The 16,554-nt window shown below is 56.3% G+C and carries 22 protein-coding genes; 21 read left to right on the top strand and 1 reads right to left on the bottom strand.

The genetic code is table 11. The features are described from left to right. The first annotated feature begins 59 nt into the window (after positions 1-59). The 17 genes from ACTHSL_RS03430 (at position 60) to ACTHSL_RS03350 (ending at position 13,042) form a co-directional block, all read left to right on the top strand. Positions 60-749: a M48 family metallopeptidase gene (locus ACTHSL_RS03430; protein WP_440380346.1), complete on the top strand. Its 690-nt coding sequence runs from the start codon at positions 60-62 to the stop codon at positions 747-749. Between the two features lie 442 nt (positions 750-1,191). Next, on the top strand, positions 1,192-1,977 hold the full coding sequence (locus tag ACTHSL_RS03425) for a lytic transglycosylase domain-containing protein (RefSeq protein ID WP_314934273.1): 786 nt from the start codon (positions 1,192-1,194) through the stop codon (positions 1,975-1,977). 134 nt (positions 1,978-2,111) lie between these two features. After that, on the top strand, positions 2,112-2,468 hold the full coding sequence (locus ACTHSL_RS03420; RefSeq protein ID WP_440380345.1) for a TrbC/VirB2 family protein: 357 nt from the start codon (positions 2,112-2,114) through the stop codon (positions 2,466-2,468). Between the two features lie 92 nt (positions 2,469-2,560). Continuing rightward, positions 2,561-2,995 (top strand): VirB3 family type IV secretion system protein, encoded by a 435-nt coding sequence (locus tag ACTHSL_RS03415; protein WP_314934278.1) that lies wholly within the window; start codon positions 2,561-2,563, stop codon positions 2,993-2,995. Then, positions 2,895-5,312 (top strand): conjugal transfer protein, encoded by a 2,418-nt coding sequence (locus tag ACTHSL_RS03410; RefSeq protein ID WP_440380344.1) that lies wholly within the window; start codon positions 2,895-2,897, stop codon positions 5,310-5,312. Before ACTHSL_RS03415 ends, ACTHSL_RS03410 begins: the two co-directional genes overlap by 101 nt. A gap of 62 nt (positions 5,313-5,374) precedes the next feature. Continuing rightward, positions 5,375-6,034 carry a type IV secretion system protein gene (locus ACTHSL_RS03405; RefSeq protein ID WP_440380343.1) on the top strand — a complete coding sequence of 220 codons (660 nt, stop codon included), beginning with the start codon at positions 5,375-5,377 and terminating at the stop codon, positions 6,032-6,034. A 23-nt stretch (positions 6,035-6,057) separates the two neighbouring features. Further along, a complete protein-coding gene (locus ACTHSL_RS03400; protein ID WP_049256328.1) occupies positions 6,058-6,279 on the top strand; it encodes a hypothetical protein in 222 nt (73 codons plus the stop codon). A 71-nt stretch (positions 6,280-6,350) separates the two neighbouring features. Continuing rightward, positions 6,351-7,310 carry a type IV secretion system protein gene (locus ACTHSL_RS03395; RefSeq protein WP_440380342.1) on the top strand — a complete coding sequence of 320 codons (960 nt, stop codon included), beginning with the start codon at positions 6,351-6,353 and terminating at the stop codon, positions 7,308-7,310. Between the two features lie 29 nt (positions 7,311-7,339). After that, positions 7,340-7,504, top strand: coding sequence for a hypothetical protein (locus ACTHSL_RS03390; protein WP_162817682.1), 165 nt, complete (start codon positions 7,340-7,342; stop codon positions 7,502-7,504). Between the two features lie 81 nt (positions 7,505-7,585). Continuing rightward, entirely contained in the window at positions 7,586-7,741 is a 156-nt protein-coding gene (locus ACTHSL_RS03385; RefSeq protein ID WP_205277236.1) for a hypothetical protein, read from the top strand. Continuing rightward, positions 7,738-8,445 (top strand): virB8 family protein, encoded by a 708-nt coding sequence (locus ACTHSL_RS03380; RefSeq protein ID WP_314934295.1) that lies wholly within the window; start codon positions 7,738-7,740, stop codon positions 8,443-8,445. Before ACTHSL_RS03385 ends, ACTHSL_RS03380 begins: the two co-directional genes overlap by 4 nt. Then, positions 8,442-9,290: a TrbG/VirB9 family P-type conjugative transfer protein gene (locus tag ACTHSL_RS03375; protein ID WP_114922585.1), complete on the top strand. Its 849-nt coding sequence runs from the start codon at positions 8,442-8,444 to the stop codon at positions 9,288-9,290. Before ACTHSL_RS03380 ends, ACTHSL_RS03375 begins: the two co-directional genes overlap by 4 nt. Positions 9,291-9,302: 12 nt before the next feature. Next, positions 9,303-10,646 (top strand): type IV secretion system protein VirB10, encoded by a 1,344-nt coding sequence (virB10, locus tag ACTHSL_RS03370; RefSeq protein WP_440380341.1) that lies wholly within the window; start codon positions 9,303-9,305, stop codon positions 10,644-10,646. Between the two features lie 393 nt (positions 10,647-11,039). Next, positions 11,040-12,161, top strand: coding sequence for an ATPase, T2SS/T4P/T4SS family (locus tag ACTHSL_RS03365; RefSeq protein ID WP_395429243.1), 1,122 nt, complete (start codon positions 11,040-11,042; stop codon positions 12,159-12,161). Between the two features lie 101 nt (positions 12,162-12,262). Beyond that, positions 12,263-12,454 carry a type II toxin-antitoxin system RelB family antitoxin gene (gene relB, locus ACTHSL_RS03360; RefSeq protein WP_114922739.1) on the top strand — a complete coding sequence of 64 codons (192 nt, stop codon included), beginning with the start codon at positions 12,263-12,265 and terminating at the stop codon, positions 12,452-12,454. Further along, positions 12,444-12,716, top strand: coding sequence for a type II toxin-antitoxin system RelE/ParE family toxin (locus tag ACTHSL_RS03355; protein WP_314934308.1), 273 nt, complete (start codon positions 12,444-12,446; stop codon positions 12,714-12,716). The genes relB and ACTHSL_RS03355 overlap by 11 nt, the downstream gene beginning before the upstream one ends. 86 nt (positions 12,717-12,802) lie before the next feature. Then, positions 12,803-13,042: a hypothetical protein gene (locus ACTHSL_RS03350; RefSeq protein ID WP_440380340.1), complete on the top strand. Its 240-nt coding sequence runs from the start codon at positions 12,803-12,805 to the stop codon at positions 13,040-13,042. Here the strand turns inward: ACTHSL_RS03350 and ACTHSL_RS03345 are convergent. After that, on the bottom strand, positions 13,012-13,290 hold the full coding sequence (locus ACTHSL_RS03345) for a hypothetical protein (RefSeq protein WP_440380339.1): 279 nt from the start codon (positions 13,288-13,290) through the stop codon (positions 13,012-13,014). The two genes, ACTHSL_RS03350 and ACTHSL_RS03345, sit on opposite strands and share 31 nt — an antisense overlap. Before the next feature lie 32 nt (positions 13,291-13,322). Here ACTHSL_RS03345 and ACTHSL_RS03340 point away from each other — a divergent pair, with 32 nt between their 5' ends. From ACTHSL_RS03340 to ACTHSL_RS03325, 4 genes are all read left to right on the top strand, one after another. After that, the gene (locus tag ACTHSL_RS03340; RefSeq protein ID WP_114922580.1) at positions 13,323-13,724 is read left to right on the top strand and encodes a single-stranded DNA-binding protein; all 402 of its coding nucleotides are present in this window, start codon (positions 13,323-13,325) and stop codon (positions 13,722-13,724) included. A 70-nt stretch (positions 13,725-13,794) separates the two neighbouring features. Further along, positions 13,795-16,014: a type IV secretory system conjugative DNA transfer family protein gene (locus ACTHSL_RS03335; protein WP_440380338.1), complete on the top strand. Its 2,220-nt coding sequence runs from the start codon at positions 13,795-13,797 to the stop codon at positions 16,012-16,014. Positions 16,015-16,097: 83 nt separating this feature from the next. After that, positions 16,098-16,289 (top strand): hypothetical protein, encoded by a 192-nt coding sequence (locus tag ACTHSL_RS03330; protein ID WP_440380337.1) that lies wholly within the window; start codon positions 16,098-16,100, stop codon positions 16,287-16,289. Further along, complete coding sequence (locus ACTHSL_RS03325) at positions 16,279-16,551, top strand: type II toxin-antitoxin system RelE/ParE family toxin (RefSeq protein WP_440380336.1); 273 nt, start codon at positions 16,279-16,281, stop codon at positions 16,549-16,551. Before ACTHSL_RS03330 ends, ACTHSL_RS03325 begins: the two co-directional genes overlap by 11 nt. Positions 16,552-16,554 lie beyond the last annotated feature (3 nt).

The following is a 16,554-nucleotide window of genomic DNA, read 5'->3' as shown; positions in this document are numbered from 1 at the left end:
GGCCGTCTGAAAACGGATTTTCCGTTTTTTCAGACGGCCTTTCTTGTTTTCAGGTTAATATGGATACCATTGTTCATTCTTTATCTGACGGGCGTCGGATTACCGTCCGCATCAAGCGCAACGCAAGGAAAAATATCATTCTGCGTCCGATGGCGGCAGGTGCGGTCAGTGCAACGATACCGCCTTGGTTGGGGCGGAGGCAGTTGTCGGCGTGGCTGTCGGAGCGGGAAGATTTACTGTTGTCGGTGTTGTCGCGCGCGGCCGTATTGCCGGTTGAAGAAAGCCTGCCGTCTAAACTTTGGCTGCATGGGGAGCAGTTGGATTTGGTGTCGGGCGGGCATGAGGGCGTATTGTTGCTGCCTTCGCGTGTCAGTGTGGCGGAAGCCGGAGTGGAGGAGCAGAAGGAGTTGTTGCGGAAAGAGTGGCGGCGGCGTGCTGCCGAGACATTGCTGCCGCGCCTGGTTGGCCATGCGGGCCGTTTGGAATTCCAACCTGCGGCAGTGGCTTTGTCGAATGCCAAAACTTTCTGGGGCATTTGCCGCCGTACCGCAGGGATACGCCTCAACTGGCGGCTGGTCGGCGCGCCTGATTTTGTGGTGGACTATGTTTGCGTGCATGAGCTTTGCCATCTTCCGCATCCGAACCACAGCCGCGATTTTTGGAGTTTGGTCAATCGGCATACGCCGCACACGCAGGCAGCCAAGCTGTGGTTGAAACAGTATGGGCGGGAGTTGTTTGTTTTGGGATAGGTGGAAAATCTGTTGCCTGCTTTTTGAGGCCGTCTGAAAGTGGCAATCGGGATAAGGACGGAAACCGATAATCAAATGATTTGGCGGCTTAAATTAAGATATGCCGTAAGCAGTCAGCTAGAAATTTAGAAGTGGTAAAGGGAAGGGGATACTGAATGATGACAGCTTGTTAGTGGTGCCCGGGACCGGAATCGAACCGGTACGTCCGTATTAGGGACGACGGATTTTAAGTCTAACATCTTATTTTATTTAAATTATAACTATTTGATAATGCTGAAAGTGATGCCTGCACAAATCCATCATTTGCAGCCTAACAGAGTCTGAATCAGCCACATTCAGGCACAAATCAGACACAAGCCTGTAAAGAACAAAAAACGTAAACATCCATGCGGATTTTTACGTTTTTCTTTTTTGCAGAAGCATAATTTAAGGAATTGAAGCAATGTTTGTAAAAGTTGTATTGATGGCCGCACTGGCCGCCATACCGGCACTCGCTACCGCAAAGACCCAACCCGCTGCCGTTTCGCAGCGGGTTTTGTTTTCCCAACTGGCACAGCAGTGTGGCAAAGACGTCCATCCCGATACCCTGCAGGCCGTTGCCCGTGTCGAAAGCCAGTTCAACCCCTATGCCATCGGCGTGGTGAAAGGTGCGCTGCCCCGCCAGCCGCGCAGCATGGCCGAAGCGGTTGAAGCGGCCAAAATGCTGCACGCGCAGGGTAGGAATTTCAGTATGGGGCTGATGCAGGTAAACCGTTACAACCTGAAAAGCTACGGGCTGGACTACCGCACGGTGTTCGACCCCTGCACCAATGTGCGTACAGGTGCGGCAATCCTGTCCGACTGCTTCAAGCGTACGGGAGGCAGAGGACAGACTGATCTGCAAAAAGCCTTTTCCTGCTATTACAGCGGCAATTTCCGTACCGGTTTCCGTGCCGATTTCAAGGGGCAGCCGCCGTATGTGGTCAAAATCCTCAATGCCGCGCGGCAGAACCATGCCGGACAGACGCTCGCTTACAGCGTGCCGGCGGTGAATCCGGCGGTGATGCCGGTTGCAGCCGGCAAGCAAGAGAAAGCCGTCCGGCATCAGCCTGTCGGACAGAAACAAGCCGCGCAACCTTCCGGCAATGTTCTGCCTGCGGCCTATACCGCAACCGTCTCCGAACAGACGGCTGCCGAAACAGCCCCTGTCCGCAAACGCGAAGCGTGGGATGCTTTCGGCGATTTTTAGACTGTACACAGCTTTTATCCGAATCCGGCCGCCTGCCGCAAACGACGGGCGGCGGAATGCTTTCAGGCCGTCTGAAAGCGCAACCGCGCCCTTTAAGGGCGTTTTTTTATTAACCGACTATGGAGTTGAAAAACATGAACCAAAACAACGCAGCCGCTGTGCTGCACGATACGGGAAAACGCAAAGCGGCAGCCGACCGCGCCGCACGCTTCCTGCTGATGTTCGTATTGGCCTTCGGGGCACAGGCGGCAATGGCGGCGGGCGGGTTTTCCGAAGCCACCGGACCTCTGGAAAAAGTCCGCGATACGATTTACACGATCGTCGGCATTGTCGCCACCATCGCCCTGCTTTGGCAATGCGCACTGGGTTTTATGCAGAAAAAAGAATGGCCTGACGTGCTGGGTACCTGTCTGTGGATTGTCAGTGCGGGCGCGGGCATCGCTTTGGCAACTTACCTGTTTACCCAGGGTGGCAAAATGAAGTTCAGCTAAGCGCGTTCAGGCCGTCTGAAAACGCAGTTTCGGCGCAGCCGAAAAAGTTTTCAGACGGCCTGTTTTCATGCAAACGAAAAGGAGTTCGCGTCATGAGCGACGAAAACATCGACACCGAGTTTCCCACTTACAACGGCATGAACCGCCCCGCCATGTTTTTCGGGGTGCCGATGATGCCGATGGTGCTCTGTATTTTGGGATCGGTATTCGCCGGCATGTTCGGACAGTTGTTTGTCGGCAAGGCGGCATTGCTGCTGGTCGGTTTGAACATCCCGGTTTACTTCGGCCTCAAAACCGTCAGCGCGAATGACGATCAGGCAGTGAGAATTTACGCGATGGAGGCCAAATGGCTGCTGCGCCGCATCGGAGCGGGCGCGGGGCTGTCCACTTTCACACTGCACGCAGGCAGATACGGAAGACAAAAAGATGACTACAAAGATTACCAGCGACTACTGGGGCAAAACCCTCAACAGAACGGCATCGGCAGCGGATTTTCTGCCGAAAGTCTGCCAACACGTCAGCAATGAGGTGGTGTATTACGAAAGCGGCCACTACGGCTTTGTGATCAAAATGGAAGGACTGCCGTTCGACGGCGTGGACGACAACCGCCTGTTTACCTACTTTGCCAACCTCCGCGCCGTACTGACCGGCGTCGGCAAGAGCCTCGGCAACCGCGGCGCGGTATGGACGACGCTCAAACGCGAGCGCATCGACTTCGACCGCGAATACGGATTCGACAATGCTTTCTGCCGCCGTTTCGCCCACGATTATCTGCGCCGCTTCCGCGAAGAGGACTACTACGAAAACCGCTTCTACCTGTCCCTGCTGATCAAAGCCGACAGCATCGATGCCGGCATCAAAGAATGCAACGAACAGATGCAGATTCTGCTGCGCGCACTCGAACCCTATGCGCCGCAGGTATTGTCCGCATGGCAGAATCCCGAAGAGGTGGCCTTTTCAGACGTGTACCGCTTTTACGGCAGCCTGATCAACGGCCGTGCCGCCAATATCCCGCTGTCGCCGCAATCGGCCTACAAAACCATCCCTGCCGCCAACCTGCATTTTGGCACCGACATCTGTGAGATCCGCCCCGAAAGCGGCGGCCGCAAATACGCGGTGATGTACGATTTGCGCGATTTCGGTCTCTCCAAACCGAAAATCCTGACCAATATCCTGACCCTGCCGTGCGAGTTCACGCTCACGCAAAGTCTGATTTTTATCAGCCCCTACGAGATGCAGCAGAAAATTAAACGGCAGCTTCACAACTTCGCTTCGGTGGACGACAAAGCCGTCAACCAGCAAATCGAATTAGAGGACGCGCAGGGCAGGCTGATGGCGGGCGAAATCATGTTCGGCGACTACTCGTCTGCTCTGACCGTATTCGGCGGCACGCCTGCCGAAGCCGTCGGTAACGGCGCCAAAGCCTATTCCGCCTTTCTCAATTCCGGCGGCTTCCGCTTTATGAAGGCAGGCTATTCCGCACCGTCCACATGGTTCAGCCAGATTCCCGGCTGCAAAGACCGGCCGCGCAGCTTCCCGAAAACCACGGAAAACCTTGCCTGCACTTTCGGCATCCACAACTACTCGCACGGCAAAAAACACGGCAATCCGCTGGGTGACGGCAGCGCGGTGATGCCGCTGCAGACCGTTTCTAAAACCGTGTATGACTTCAACTTCCACTTTACCAATCCCAAAGACGACAACATCGGTGAAAAAATCGCCGGCCACACCCTGATACTGGGTGCTACCGGCGCGGGCAAAACCACCCTGCAATGCGCCCTGATGGCCTTTGCCGAACGCTTTGCCCCCTACATATTCGCCCTTGATTTGGACAGGGGTATGGAGATTTTCATCCGCGCCATCGGCGGCAGCTACTTCGCACTGGAAGCAGGCGTACCTACCGGACTTAATCCCTTCCAACTGCCCGATACCCCGTCCAACCGCGAGTTTCTCTACACGCTGGTTGGCATCTGCGGCCAGAACGAAGCCGGCAGGCTGACAGCAGCAGAGGAAAAGCAGATACAGGATGCTGTGGACGCACTGATGGACTTGGACTGGCACATGAGGCGTTTCAGCCACCTGCTGCAGCACATTCCCAATCTGGCCGATCCCGACTGCCTGTATGTGCGGCTGGCCAAGTGGTGCGAATCCGAAAACGGCCGCTTTGCATGGTGTTTGGACAACCCCGAGAACCGCTTCGATCCGGCAGATTTCTGGCGCGTCGGCTTCGATCTGACCGACATTCTCAAAGACGGCTATCCGCCCACCGCTCCGGTACTGGCCTATATGTTCCACCTGCGCAACATCATGATGGACAAAGTGGCGGAAAAAGACGGATTGCTGGCCAGCATCATTGAAGAGTTTTGGTGGCCGCTGCGCTTTTCGGCAACGGAAGAGCTGATGCTGAAAATCCTCAAAACCGACCGCAAACGCGGCGGCTGGCTGATTCTGGTTTCCCAGTCGCCGGAGGATGCCATCAACAGCAGCATCTTCCCGGCCATCGTCCAGCAGACGCCGACCAAAATCTTCCTGCCCAACCCCGACGCCGAATACGAAGGCAGCTACCAGCGCTGCGGCATCAGCAGAAAAGAGTACCAACAGCTGGTGGAACTGCCGCTGGAAAGCCGCACCTTCCTCGTCAAGCAATCCAAACAGTCTGCCTTTGCCAAACTGGACTTGTTCGGCATGCACGAAGCCATCGCCGTATTGTCCGGCAATACCGCCAACGTCGAGCTGCTGCACCGCACGATGGAGGAATACGGCGAAGACGTGCGCGACTGGTACCGGCCCTTCGTTACGGCGGCCACCAAAGGCCGTGCCGACTTCGGGCAGGCTGAAAGCTGATCGTTTCCAACCATAGCCGCGCGGGCAACCGCCGGCTTTTTTTATCCTTAAGGAGTATTAAGATGACAAAACAACGTTTGTCCAAATTGGCTGTAGCCGTTCTGCTTTCCGGCGGTCTTGCTGTTTCCGTGCCGGCCTTTGCAGGCGGTATTCCGGTTTTTGACGGAGCGGCAGTTGCCCAAGCCATCCAGCAGGGCATTCAAATGAAGCAGCAGATAGAAAATCAGATCAAACAGATTAACGAGCTCAAATCGCAGGTCAAGGCACTCACCGGCAGCCGCAACATCGGCAAACTGCTGCGCAACGAAGCGCAGGAAGCCCTGCCGGACGAATGGAAGGCCGTCTACGAAGCCGCCAAAAAACAGGGCGGCAGTGGCGGCAAAGACCTGCTCTCCGGCAAAGCCTACGACGCCAAAAACAGCGACGAACGGCTGATCAAACAGTTCGACATGACGCTGAAATCCATCAAGGACTCGCAGCTTCGGATGAAAAACATCAGCGCCCTGCTCGATCAGGTAGACAAAACGCAGGATGCCAAAGCGGCGGCCGATTTGCAAAACCGCATTGCTGGCGAGCAGGCGAAAATCCAGCAAAACCAAATCAATCTTGATACAATGGCGCGTCTGTACGAAATGCAGAAAGAAATCGACGAGCGCAACTTCGCCCTGCGCAACAAATGCGCCCGGGCGGCAAAACACGGCTGGAAGGAGCAGGGATGCTGACCGGCCTTTTTTAAAGGAAACAAATGATGAAAAGCATACGGGCTTTGCTGTTGTGTGCGGCTGCTGCTGCCATTCTGGCCGGATGCGGCGGCAGTTCCGCCGATTCCGAGCTTAGACGGCAGTTGGAAGAAGAAGAGGCCAATGATCACAGAGAAAAATGCGCCCGCGCCGCAAAGCACGGCTGGACGGCGGAAATGAAGGAATGGGGCTGCCCGCAAAATGCGGCCGCATCCCAAAGCAACTAAATACCGTTATGCGCCCTGTAGGCCGCATCCTAAAAAAGGATGCGGCCTTTTCTTTTCCCAAGGAGCAAAAAATGGCCACGAGCATTTTTACCGATTTGTCCAAAGAGTTTGTCGCCACGCTGGGGGACAATCTGTTTTCTGCGGTCGGCAGTTTCATTTCCGGCCTTGCGCCGCTGTTTGCCGCAGGTTTCGGGATTTATGTCATGATTGTTGCGCTCAACGCCTACAACCGGGGGTTGGACGATAACATTATCGATATGGCGAAGAAGTTTGTCGGGTGGATGATCGTCATTTCCTGCGCATTCAACGCTTCGCAATATTCCGAAATAGCCAAGTTAATCTATTCCTTGCCTGAAAACATGGCATCATTATTCAGCAACAAATCCTTCGATGCGAGCGCGTTTGACGCCAGCGCGCAGAAACTGGATGCACTACTGGACAAGATTACCACGCTGGCCGACAGTAAAAGCGGCATTGACGGCGTCGGCTTCAAAATCAGTGTTACCGCCAAAATCTGGCTGGTCGTCTTTTTGTGCGGCAACCTGATGCTGGCGATGTCTTTTGCCTACTACATCGTAACCAAGATCTGTCTGGCGATGACCATCATGGTCGGCCCGCTGTTCGTCGGCATGATGCTGTTTCCGGCAACACGGCAGTACGGCATGAACTGGATCGGCCAGTGTCTGAACTATACGGTAACGGTGGTGCTGTTTTCGATTCTGGGCATGGTTCAGACGGCCTATTTCGACAGCCAGATAGACAAATACATCACCGGAGATATCGCCACAGACCTAATAGCGGCAGAAATGCTGCCGCCGATATTTTTCCTGATGACCTTGTTCTTCGTACTGGCCGCAATTAAGATACCGGGAATCGCTTCCGCATTAACGGGCGGCGCGAGTATGGAAGGATTTGCCGCCGGTCTGGTGCGGGCGGTATCGCATAGCAACCTGCTGACCCGGATGGGGCGCGGCGCGTCTGGAATGTTCGGCAACCGTGCCCGTACCGGCGGTGCCATCGGCAGGCGTTAGTTTCCGACAAACCATAGGGAGGGTTTATTATGCTGTCACGCTTTTTGTTGGTCATCATCCTGTCGTTTCCCGTGCTGGGTTATTTCTTCCACGGCACAAAACTGGGACAGTTTTTCGGGATGATGGCCGGATTCTCCGTTATTTTCTTCGTTTTGGCCGCCTGTTCCAACGGCCGCCCCTACGACGGGCACTGACTGTCGCCGTCCGTTTGCTCATACCGGCCTTCTCCTTTGCGGAAGGCCGCTTTTGTTATTGATGAAAGGTAAAATCGAAAAATGTTTTTCAAACTTTCCGCCGCCGCGCTTGCAGCGGCCTTTTTATTGTCTGCCTGCGCCCACCGCGCACCCAAACCGCACGGCAAACCCTTTCCGATCAACGTACCGCAGTTGCAAGCTGCGGACAGCACCGCCAAAACCACGGAGCAGCCATGAATCAAAAAGCACAACAGCCGTCCGCCCAAGACAAAGCCGTGCCGCCCTTGAAATTTATCCAAGCCGCCCGTGCCTTTGAAACCGCAGAAATCGACCGTGTCCGTAAAAACGCCAAAATCGCATGGCGCATTTCCGCCGCCTGCCTGCTGATTACCGGTTTGGCCGTCGGCGCCGTTGCCGGCCTTACCCCGCTTAAGACCGCCCTGCCGTTTCTTATCCGGGTGGACAACAACACCGGTGCCACCGATATTGTTACCACCCTGAAAAAACACGAGCAAAGCTATGGCGAAGTGATGGACAAAGCCTATCTGTCCCGCTACGTCCGCGACCGTGAAGGCTATGACTGGTATTCCGTCCAAGACACTTTCGACGCGGTAAATCTGATGTCCGATCCGTCCCTGCAGGCCGATTTGGTCAAGCTCTACAAAGACAGCCCCAACGCACCGTACAAGGTGCTGACCGACCGTTTCCGCATCAACGTCAAAATCCTGTCCGTCAGCTTTGTCGGCAAAACCGCCCAAGTTCGCTATGAAAAAACCATGATTCCGCTGACTGCCGACAAAAACGTATTGCCGCCGCAGCGCTACATTGCCACCATCAGCTACGAATACCGCGACGTATCCATGCCCGACGAAGCCCGGCTGATCAATCCGCTGGGCTTTACCGTAACCAGTTGGCGCACCGACAAGGAGACCGTCCAATGACGAACCGTTACCTGCCGCCATGCCGTTTGAGGCCGTCTGAAAACCGCGGACGGCTGTTCCGTCCCAACCGCCCCGCCGCCCTTGTCTTTGTATGGGCGGCTTTGCTTTGTGCCAACGCCGCAGCCGATTCGCGTATCCGCACCGAAAACTACAGCCCCGAACGCGTTTATACCGTGTACGCCCAAGTCGGCCGCGCCGCAATGGTGCAACTGCAGGACGGCGAATACCTCGACGCCCGCTATTCCGCTTTGGGCATGGGGGATGCAGAGGCTTGGAAAATGTCGGTGCGCGGCAACAACATCCTATTCAAACCGACCGAAGAGAAACCGGCCACCAACATGATTGTTGTATCAGACAAACGCACCTACGTCTTCGACCTCAAACTTGCCGGAGCCAAACAGCCGCCGACTTATGTGCTGCGTTTCCGCTATCCGGACGATATCCGCCGCCAACGCGATGCGCTGGCGGAAAAACGCCGCAATGCCGAAGCCGCACTGGCCGCCGCCGGCGGACTGCGGGCAATGGACGACAACCGCGACTACTGGGGCTATGGTGACAAACAACTCGCCCCTACCGCCCTGTGGGACAACGGCCGCTTTACCTATTTCCAATTCGACAACGGCCGCGCCCTGCCGACGGTGTACCGCATCAATGCCGACGGCAGCGAAAGCCTGACCGACAGCCATACCGAAGGCGACACGCTGATTGTCCACGAGACCGCCGCCAAGTTTGTACTGCGCTCCGGCAAATCAGTGCTGGGCATAGACAACCGCAGCTACGACGGTACAGGCACCTTCAACCGCACCGGTACGGACGACAAAGAGTCCGTCCGTCTTTTGAAATAGAAAGGATTCACGATGGGACTATTCGACCGCTTTCGCCGCCCCAAGCAAAACGGGGACTCTGCCCCGGAAGACGACGGGCAGCCTGAAAGCATGTTTGAGAAAGTAGGCGATCCGCAGATCGAAGGCGGAGTGCCGGATGTGCAGAGCGCCTCCGGCACATCTAAAAGCCCGCAGCAGCTGATATTGCTCGGGGCGGCCGTTGTCGGCTGCGGCCTTGCCATTGCCGGACTGATGATATGGATAAACAGTGCGCCTTCCGAAGAGGAAACGGAAGAAAAAGAAGTGCCGGAAATATCGGCCGACAGTCAGTACGACATGGCAGCCGACCAAGCCCGGCTTCTGGCCGAGCAACAGCAGGAAGCAGACGCATCCGCTCCCGAAGGAGTGGAGCCGGAAGAGGAAGAAAACCCGCCCGCCTCCGCACCCGAAGGCGTCACTGCCGAAGGCCAGCCCGAAACCCGGACTGCCGAAGCCTCCGCGCCCGAACTGCCGCCCAAAGACCGCCGGCTGACCGGAGAAGTCTTGGTGGCCACCGACGGCGGCACAACATCCTCCATGCAGTCCGATGCCTCCGTCGTCGGCAGTGCCGGCAATACCGCCACCATCGGCGCCAACGATCCGTATATGAGCGACAATCCGCCGGCGGAAGGGGAACAGGCGCAAAGCGTCGGGCTGGCCGGCAGGCTCAACCCCACCTTGACCGCCTCCGTCCAAGCCTCACGCCGCGCAAGCAGCGATTATCTCTTGGCTAAAGGCACCAATATCCCCTGCACCATGCAGACTAAGATTGTTACCATCCAGCCCGGCTTTACCCGCTGCATCGTCGAGAAAGACGTTTATTCCGCCAACGGCAAAGTGCTGCTGCTCGAACGCGGCAGCAAAGTTACCGGCGAACAGGCATCCGCCCTGCTGCAGGGACAGGCGCGCGTATTCGTGCTGTGGAACGAAGCCGAAACGCCCTACGGCGTGCGTGTTGCGCTGGCCAGCCCAGCCGCCGGCCAACTTGGCGAAGCCGGTATCGGCGCACGGGTGAACTACCACTTCTGGCAACGCTTTGGTGGGGCAGTGATGATCAGCCTGATCGGCGACTTGGGCAACTATGCCTCCAACCGCCGCAACAGCAAGGGTAACGGCGGCCAGACCTTCAACTTCGACAACACGTCCGAATCCGCACAGGATATGGCCACCGAAGCCCTGAAAAACAGCATCAACATCCCGCCGACCGGCTACATCAATCAGGGCAGCCGCATCAACATCATCGTCGCCCGCGACGTGGATTTCGGCAGCGTGTACGAACGGGTCAGCCCATACCGCATGCCCATACCGGATGCGGGCGATACCGCCATCAGGCAATAAAGGTACAGGCCGTCTGAAAAACTTTCAGACGGCCTTTCCCAAGTGGCAGACAGTCTGAAAAACAGCAAACTGTCTTTATCCGGCTACCTGACTGCTGCAAAAGAAAACCGCCCGCCCCAAAGGGCAGGCGGAAACCTTACAGCGTTTTTTGATTGCCGTTAATTGACTAAGAGCAGGAACAGGGCTAAGATAATCTTAACGACTGTCCGCAGTCTCAGCCATGAACGACCAGTGCTAGTGGTACGTTTCATACTTGAAACCATCCTTTCTAGGGCGGTTTCAGCACAAAGCCCCACTGCCATGGGGCTTTGTTGCTACCCAGCCCCATAGCCATTATATACACAACAAGGCAGCCTGAAACCTTTCAGGCTGCCTTTTCCTAATTGGAATGACATGCACGAAAGAACCCATATTCGCGCCGACGCCTCCGCATTGAATTTTCTCGACAAACTCGGCATTAACGACCAGCTTGCCCGCGACGGCCTGACCGAAGTCATGATTAACCGTCCCTACGAAATGTTTGTCGAAGGCAGCTTCGGCATCGAGCGCATAGAAAACCCCGAACTGTCGCTGGACAAGCTGATGAAGCTGGCCAATGTGCTGTGCAACTACAACGACAAGCACATCAGCGCCGCCAGCCCCATCCATTCCGTAACCCTGCCCGCCGGCGAGCGCGGCCACATCATGATCCCACCTTCCTGTGAAGACCGTACCGTGGTGATGGCCATCCGCAAACCTTCCACCAGCCGCTTCTCGCTGGACGGCTACATCGAAACTGGCCGCCTGCAGGGTTTTGACGACGCCTCGCGCTACGGCAGCGCAGGCAGCCTGAAAGACGGCGCGTCGGGCGCAAACGGCATCGGGATCGACGGCCGCCATTTCCGCGACATCAGCGACAAAATGGGTCTGCCGCACGACGTGCCGCTGGCCGACTGGCAGTACCAAATGCTCGAAGCCAAAGCCAACCGCGATCTCGATACCTTCTTCCGGCTGGCCATCACCCACAAACTCAACATCTGCATGGTTGGCGGTACCGGTTCCGGCAAAACCACCTTCACCAAAGCGCTAGTGGACATGATTGATCCGCAAACCCGGCTGATCACCATCGAAGACACCCACGAACTCGATACCCCCAATCATCCCAACCATGCCCACTTGTTCTACAAAGAACACATCAGCGCCAAACAGATTATCGCCGCCTGCATGCGGCTCAAACCCGACCGCATCCTGCTCACCGAGCTGCGCGGCGACGAAGCGTGGGACTACCTGTCTGCACTGAACACCGGCCATCCCGGCGGCCTGACTTCCGTCCACGCCAACGACGCCCGCAGCGTCCACTACCGCATCGCCCAACTGGCGATGGAATCGCCTGCGGGCAAAGCCATGCCCTACGACTACATCCTCAACACCGTACGCACCACCATCGACGTTGTCTGCTTCTTCCACCGTACCTACATGACCGAGCTGTACTTCGACCCCGTGGAAAAATATCAGGCATTGCGCGGCAAGGTATAGGACGGAAAAGGCAGCCTGAAAAGATTTCAGGCTGCCTTCGATTGACAAAGCGCCGTACGGCAGGCAGTATCGCGCCAACCCTTTATGCAAAGGACAGCAAAATGAATACCGTACTGAAAACCGACCCCTTGACCTACGAATTTGCCAGCGAGCAGGAAGCCGCCGAATACGACGCATGGTTCCGTGCCAAAGTGGAAGAAGCCCTAAACAGCGGCAAACCGCCGATTCCGCACGACGAAGTGGCTGCCCGTATACGTGCCAAACTGGCGGAGATGACAAAAAATGCAGGTTAATTGGACACCAGAAGCGCAAAGCGATTTGGACGGCATTGTGGAATTCATTGCCGCCGACAATCCTTTTGCTGCATCCAACCTTGCCGAAACCCTGTTCGAGACTGCCGAAAAACTCGGGCAGATGCCTTATATCGGCCGTACCGGTAGAGTGGTGGGCACCCGTGAGTTTGTTGCCCATCCCAACTACATTCTGGTTTACAAAGTGGCTTTGGACGAATTGCGGATTCTGCGTGTACTGCACGGCAGCAGACAATATCCGTAAAGATCCCAAACACCGGCAAAGGCCGTCTGAAACTTTTCAGACGGCCTTTGTGCATTTCAAAACAAGTAAACGTAAAAGGAAACCCCATGAACGACACCGACATCCTGCATGAGATTCTGTACACCCTGCGCCAAATCCGCGACCGTTTGCCCGAAGCCGGACAACAGCTGTGTTTGCAAAAAAAGCAGCCTGAAACCGTCGGCAGAAACCCAAACCATCCTGCCCGCCTGCAGGTTTTGGCGATATTGGACAAGCATCAGCAAAACGCCCCGTTCCTGCCCGCCAAACCGGATGTTCAGGGCAGCTCGCCGAACCGTTCGGTGTAACGGCTCAATGCGCCGTTAAGCCGATCCCAAAAGGCATCTTGGCCGAAGGTTTCCGACTGTACGTAAAGCGTGTCCACCGCTTCCACCAACTTGCGTATGCGGTCTGCCTGTTCCCGTCCCATTTCTGCGGACAGCAGCGTTTCCGCCGCAAACAGCGTCAGCGTTTCCAAATAAGCGGCCAGCGCCTGAATTTCCGCTTTTAAGGCCGCCAACTCTTCCGACTGGCGGTTTTTTGTTTGATTTTCCATTTGCTCTATTCCGAAAAAAAGAAAGGCCGAGTATGCCATACGACAACACCCTGTACCTGATGGGCTATTTGGGCAGCGATCCCGAAGGCGGTTATTTTGCCGACGGCAACGCGCACGCCAAGATTTCCGTTGCCTGCAACGACAGGCGGCGCGACAAAGACGGCAACGAGACCGACCATGTGGAATGGTTTGCCGTGCTGCTGCGCGGCAAGCCTGCCGAATTTGCGCTGAACTATTTGAAGAAAGGCAACTGCGTGGCCGTGTGGGGCAGCATCTGGTCGCGGCACTTTACCGACAAAAGCGGGCGGGCGCGGACGGTTTACGAAGTGCGCGGCAACAAGGTGAAATTTATCGCCGCATCCAAAGCACTCGAAGAACATACGGATGAGCGCAGCAGTGCGAATGACGGCGGTGCGTCGGCCTATTTGGGCTGATTGCCGCTTCTGTCGTTGGTTTCAGGCTGCCTGAAACCGTTTTTTTCTGTTTGTCCGTACGGAGACACCGATGTCCGAACCCAAAAAACTGCCCGCCGTACTGTTCGGCTTGGGCATTACCCCCTTATCCGCCGCCGGCGGACTGTATCTCGGCGCGTTTGTGCTGACCCGCTGGCTGGATTTGAAAAGCGCGCCCGCCCTAGCCATGCTGCCGCGCTACTGGGAATACTCTGACCGCCTGCCGCAGAACTTCCGCTTTCCGCTGTATGCGGCATCCGGTCTTACCGCAGTGGTGGCCGTCGCGCCGCTGTTTATTATCTTGGCGGTGCTGTTTGCCAAACCCAAACGCGAGTTGCACGGTTCGGCACGCTTCGCCAACGGTGCAGAAATCGCCCAAACCGGCCTGCTCAAACCGCCGGCCAAGCAGGAAAAGGGCAAACCGCTGCCGCCGCCGGCCATCCTGCTGGGACGCTACAAAGGAAAATTCCTGCGCTGGGCGGGCAGCGAATTTCTGTTTGTCGCCGCCCGTACCCGTGCCGGTAAGGGTGTGTCGCTGATTGTTCCGAACTGCCTGAACTACCGCGACAGCATGGTGGTATACGACCCCAAGTTCGAGAACTTTCTCTTAACTGCCGGCTACCGTGCCAGCGTCGGCCAACAAGTGTTTCTGTTCAACCCCGGCGGACTGATGCCCGGCATGAGCAAAGCCGATTGGGAGACCGACGACGAAGCCCACCGTGCCAACCTGTCGGCGCAGGCCGCGCAGATTACCGGCCTGAAAAGCCACCGCTGGAATCCCTTTACCTACGTCTCGCGCAATCCGCTGTTCATGTATAAAGATGTTTCCAATATGGCCGCCATCATGCTGCCGATGAGCGCGAAAAGCAGCGGCGGCAACGACAGCTTCTGGGTGGAGTCCGCGCGCAAACTGTTCGTCGGACTTGCCCTGTATATGCTGGAAACCGAACACGAGCGGCCGAACCGCGACGCCGACTACCGCGAACGCAGTACCCTGTCCTATCTCTACCGGCTGACCACACCTGCCGACGGCCAAACCCTGACCGACTGGATCAAAAAAGAGCTGGAAACGCGCAAACGCAGCGGCAAACCCTTAAGCGACGCCTGCCAAACCCTGCTTTCCGGCTTTGCCAACGGCAATGCCAAAACCAATGCAGACATTCTCGCCACCATGACCGCCCCGCTGGGCATCTTTCTCGATCCCGTTGTCGAAGCGGCCACTTCCGGCGACGATTTCCGGCTCGACGATCTGCGCCGCAAACGCATGACGGTATACATCGGCATCAACCCCACCGAAACCGCCACCTTCAGCCGCCTGACCAATCTGTTTTTCAGCCAGCTTGTGCAGGTAAACGTCGCCCAAGGTCTTCCGGAAAACAATCTCGATGCAAACGGCCAGACCACACTGCCTTTCCAATGTCTGCTGCTGATGGACGAATTTCCCGCACTGGGCAACGTCCAAGCCATCCAAGAAGGCGTATCCTACGTCGCCGGCTACGGTCTGCGTCTGATGATTATCGCCCAGTCGCCCGCGCAGATCGAAGCCGTGTACGGCCGCGAAAACGCCCGCACCTTCTTCACCAACTTCACCGCCCGCGCCATCTTCACCCCGCGCGACCAAGCCGAAGCGGAAGAGTACAGCCGGATATTGGGCAATGAAACCGTCAAGGCCAAATCCGTTTCCCGCAGCAGCGGCAAAGGCAGCAGCCGCAGCCAAAGTACCAGCGACCAGAAACGCGCCCTGATGTACGACAGCGAGATCAAACAGATGCCGATGGACAAGTGCATTCTCGACATGGCTGCCGCCCGCCCCATCTATGCCGACAAAATCCGCTACTACGACGATCCGGCGTTCAAAGAACGCGCAGGCATGGACATTCCCTTTATCCCCGACCTGCATTTCCGAACAGGCAGCCTGAAACGGCACGATGATCAGCCGCAGCCCATCCCGCGCGAACAGGTCAAAAACACCCACCCGTCCGACTACGGCAACAAGCAGGAGCTGGCACAGATCTACACCGATCTTGTCAGCGGCGATCCCGAAACCGCCGTCCTGCTTGCCCGCAGCCTGAAAGGCAGTTGGCAACTGGAAACCATGCCCACCGTCCGCGCCATGCTCGCCGACAGCACGGCAGCGGACACCCCGCCGTTTGATGGTGAAGACGGTGAAAACGGCATCGCAGACGCTTCCGGCGACGGCCAAGCGTATGACGACGCAGAAGATGCCGAATCCGAAAACGGCGGCGGCCTGTTCGACAACATAGAAGACTAGGCGGCCTGAAAGGGGGCAGGCTGCCTTTGATTGACAAAGTACGGCCAAACAGGCACGATAAACCAAACAGCAGGGAGAGTTTAATGAACACTTTGACACTTGATTCACGGATTTATGAATTTGAAAACCAAGATGCTGCCGACAGTTATGCACACTGGCTGGAAGGCGAGATACAAAAATCCAAAGCATCGCCGGTTCTTAGTAACGAACAGGCAATGGACAGATTGGATGCCAACCGCGCAAAATTATTGGAACGCATAAAAAATGCAGGTTAAGTGGAGCGAGCAGGCGGTTTCCGAGGCGGAGAACATTGTCAATTACATTGCCGGACACAACATTGCTGCCGCTTTGGAAATGGACGATTTGATCCGCCAATCCGTTCTGATTTTGGAAAAAATGCCCAGGGCGGGCAGATACGGCAGAGTTGCCCATACCCGCGAACTGGTCATTCATAAAAACTACGTTGTGGTTTATGAAATCGCTGAGGAATACGTACTTATCCTGAACGTGAAGCATACCAGTCAGAAATATCCGTAACCG

Source organism: Neisseria sp. P0008.S010 (assembly GCF_051962715.1).
Lineage (GTDB): Bacteria > Pseudomonadota > Gammaproteobacteria > Burkholderiales > Neisseriaceae > Neisseria > Neisseria elongata.
The sequence above is the reverse complement of the archived record's forward strand: the minus strand, read 5'-3'. Positions and strand labels throughout refer to the sequence as shown.

Excerpts from the sequence above, each read along its gene's own strand:
- ACTHSL_RS03340 (WP_114922580.1), top strand. The coding sequence starts at position 13,323 with ATGCCATACGACAACACCCTGTACCTGATGGGCTATTTGGGCAGCGAT.
- ACTHSL_RS03410 (WP_440380344.1), top strand. The coding sequence starts at position 2,895 with ATGACTACAAAGATTACCAGCGACTACTGGGGCAAAACCCTCAACAGA.
- ACTHSL_RS03375 (WP_114922585.1), top strand. The coding sequence starts at position 8,442 with ATGACGAACCGTTACCTGCCGCCATGCCGTTTGAGGCCGTCTGAAAAC.
- ACTHSL_RS03395 (WP_440380342.1), top strand. The coding sequence starts at position 6,351 with ATGGCCACGAGCATTTTTACCGATTTGTCCAAAGAGTTTGTCGCCACG.
- virB10 (WP_440380341.1), top strand. The coding sequence starts at position 9,303 with ATGGGACTATTCGACCGCTTTCGCCGCCCCAAGCAAAACGGGGACTCT.
- ACTHSL_RS03345 (WP_440380339.1), bottom strand. The coding sequence starts at position 13,290 with ATGGAAAATCAAACAAAAAACCGCCAGTCGGAAGAGTTGGCGGCCTTA.
- ACTHSL_RS03355 (WP_314934308.1), top strand. The coding sequence starts at position 12,444 with ATGCAGGTTAATTGGACACCAGAAGCGCAAAGCGATTTGGACGGCATT.
- relB (WP_114922739.1), top strand. The coding sequence starts at position 12,263 with ATGAATACCGTACTGAAAACCGACCCCTTGACCTACGAATTTGCCAGC.
- ACTHSL_RS03415 (WP_314934278.1), top strand. The coding sequence starts at position 2,561 with ATGAGCGACGAAAACATCGACACCGAGTTTCCCACTTACAACGGCATG.
- ACTHSL_RS03425 (WP_314934273.1), top strand. The coding sequence starts at position 1,192 with ATGTTTGTAAAAGTTGTATTGATGGCCGCACTGGCCGCCATACCGGCA.
- ACTHSL_RS03365 (WP_395429243.1), top strand. The coding sequence starts at position 11,040 with ATGCACGAAAGAACCCATATTCGCGCCGACGCCTCCGCATTGAATTTT.
- ACTHSL_RS03330 (WP_440380337.1), top strand. The coding sequence starts at position 16,098 with ATGAACACTTTGACACTTGATTCACGGATTTATGAATTTGAAAACCAA.
- ACTHSL_RS03335 (WP_440380338.1), top strand. The coding sequence starts at position 13,795 with ATGTCCGAACCCAAAAAACTGCCCGCCGTACTGTTCGGCTTGGGCATT.
- ACTHSL_RS03430 (WP_440380346.1), top strand. The coding sequence starts at position 60 with ATGGATACCATTGTTCATTCTTTATCTGACGGGCGTCGGATTACCGTC.
- ACTHSL_RS03390 (WP_162817682.1), top strand. The coding sequence starts at position 7,340 with ATGCTGTCACGCTTTTTGTTGGTCATCATCCTGTCGTTTCCCGTGCTG.
- ACTHSL_RS03350 (WP_440380340.1), top strand. The coding sequence starts at position 12,803 with ATGAACGACACCGACATCCTGCATGAGATTCTGTACACCCTGCGCCAA.
- ACTHSL_RS03420 (WP_440380345.1), top strand. The coding sequence starts at position 2,112 with ATGAACCAAAACAACGCAGCCGCTGTGCTGCACGATACGGGAAAACGC.
- ACTHSL_RS03385 (WP_205277236.1), top strand. The coding sequence starts at position 7,586 with ATGTTTTTCAAACTTTCCGCCGCCGCGCTTGCAGCGGCCTTTTTATTG.
- ACTHSL_RS03325 (WP_440380336.1), top strand. The coding sequence starts at position 16,279 with ATGCAGGTTAAGTGGAGCGAGCAGGCGGTTTCCGAGGCGGAGAACATT.
- ACTHSL_RS03405 (WP_440380343.1), top strand. The coding sequence starts at position 5,375 with ATGACAAAACAACGTTTGTCCAAATTGGCTGTAGCCGTTCTGCTTTCC.
- ACTHSL_RS03400 (WP_049256328.1), top strand. The coding sequence starts at position 6,058 with ATGATGAAAAGCATACGGGCTTTGCTGTTGTGTGCGGCTGCTGCTGCC.
- ACTHSL_RS03380 (WP_314934295.1), top strand. The coding sequence starts at position 7,738 with ATGAATCAAAAAGCACAACAGCCGTCCGCCCAAGACAAAGCCGTGCCG.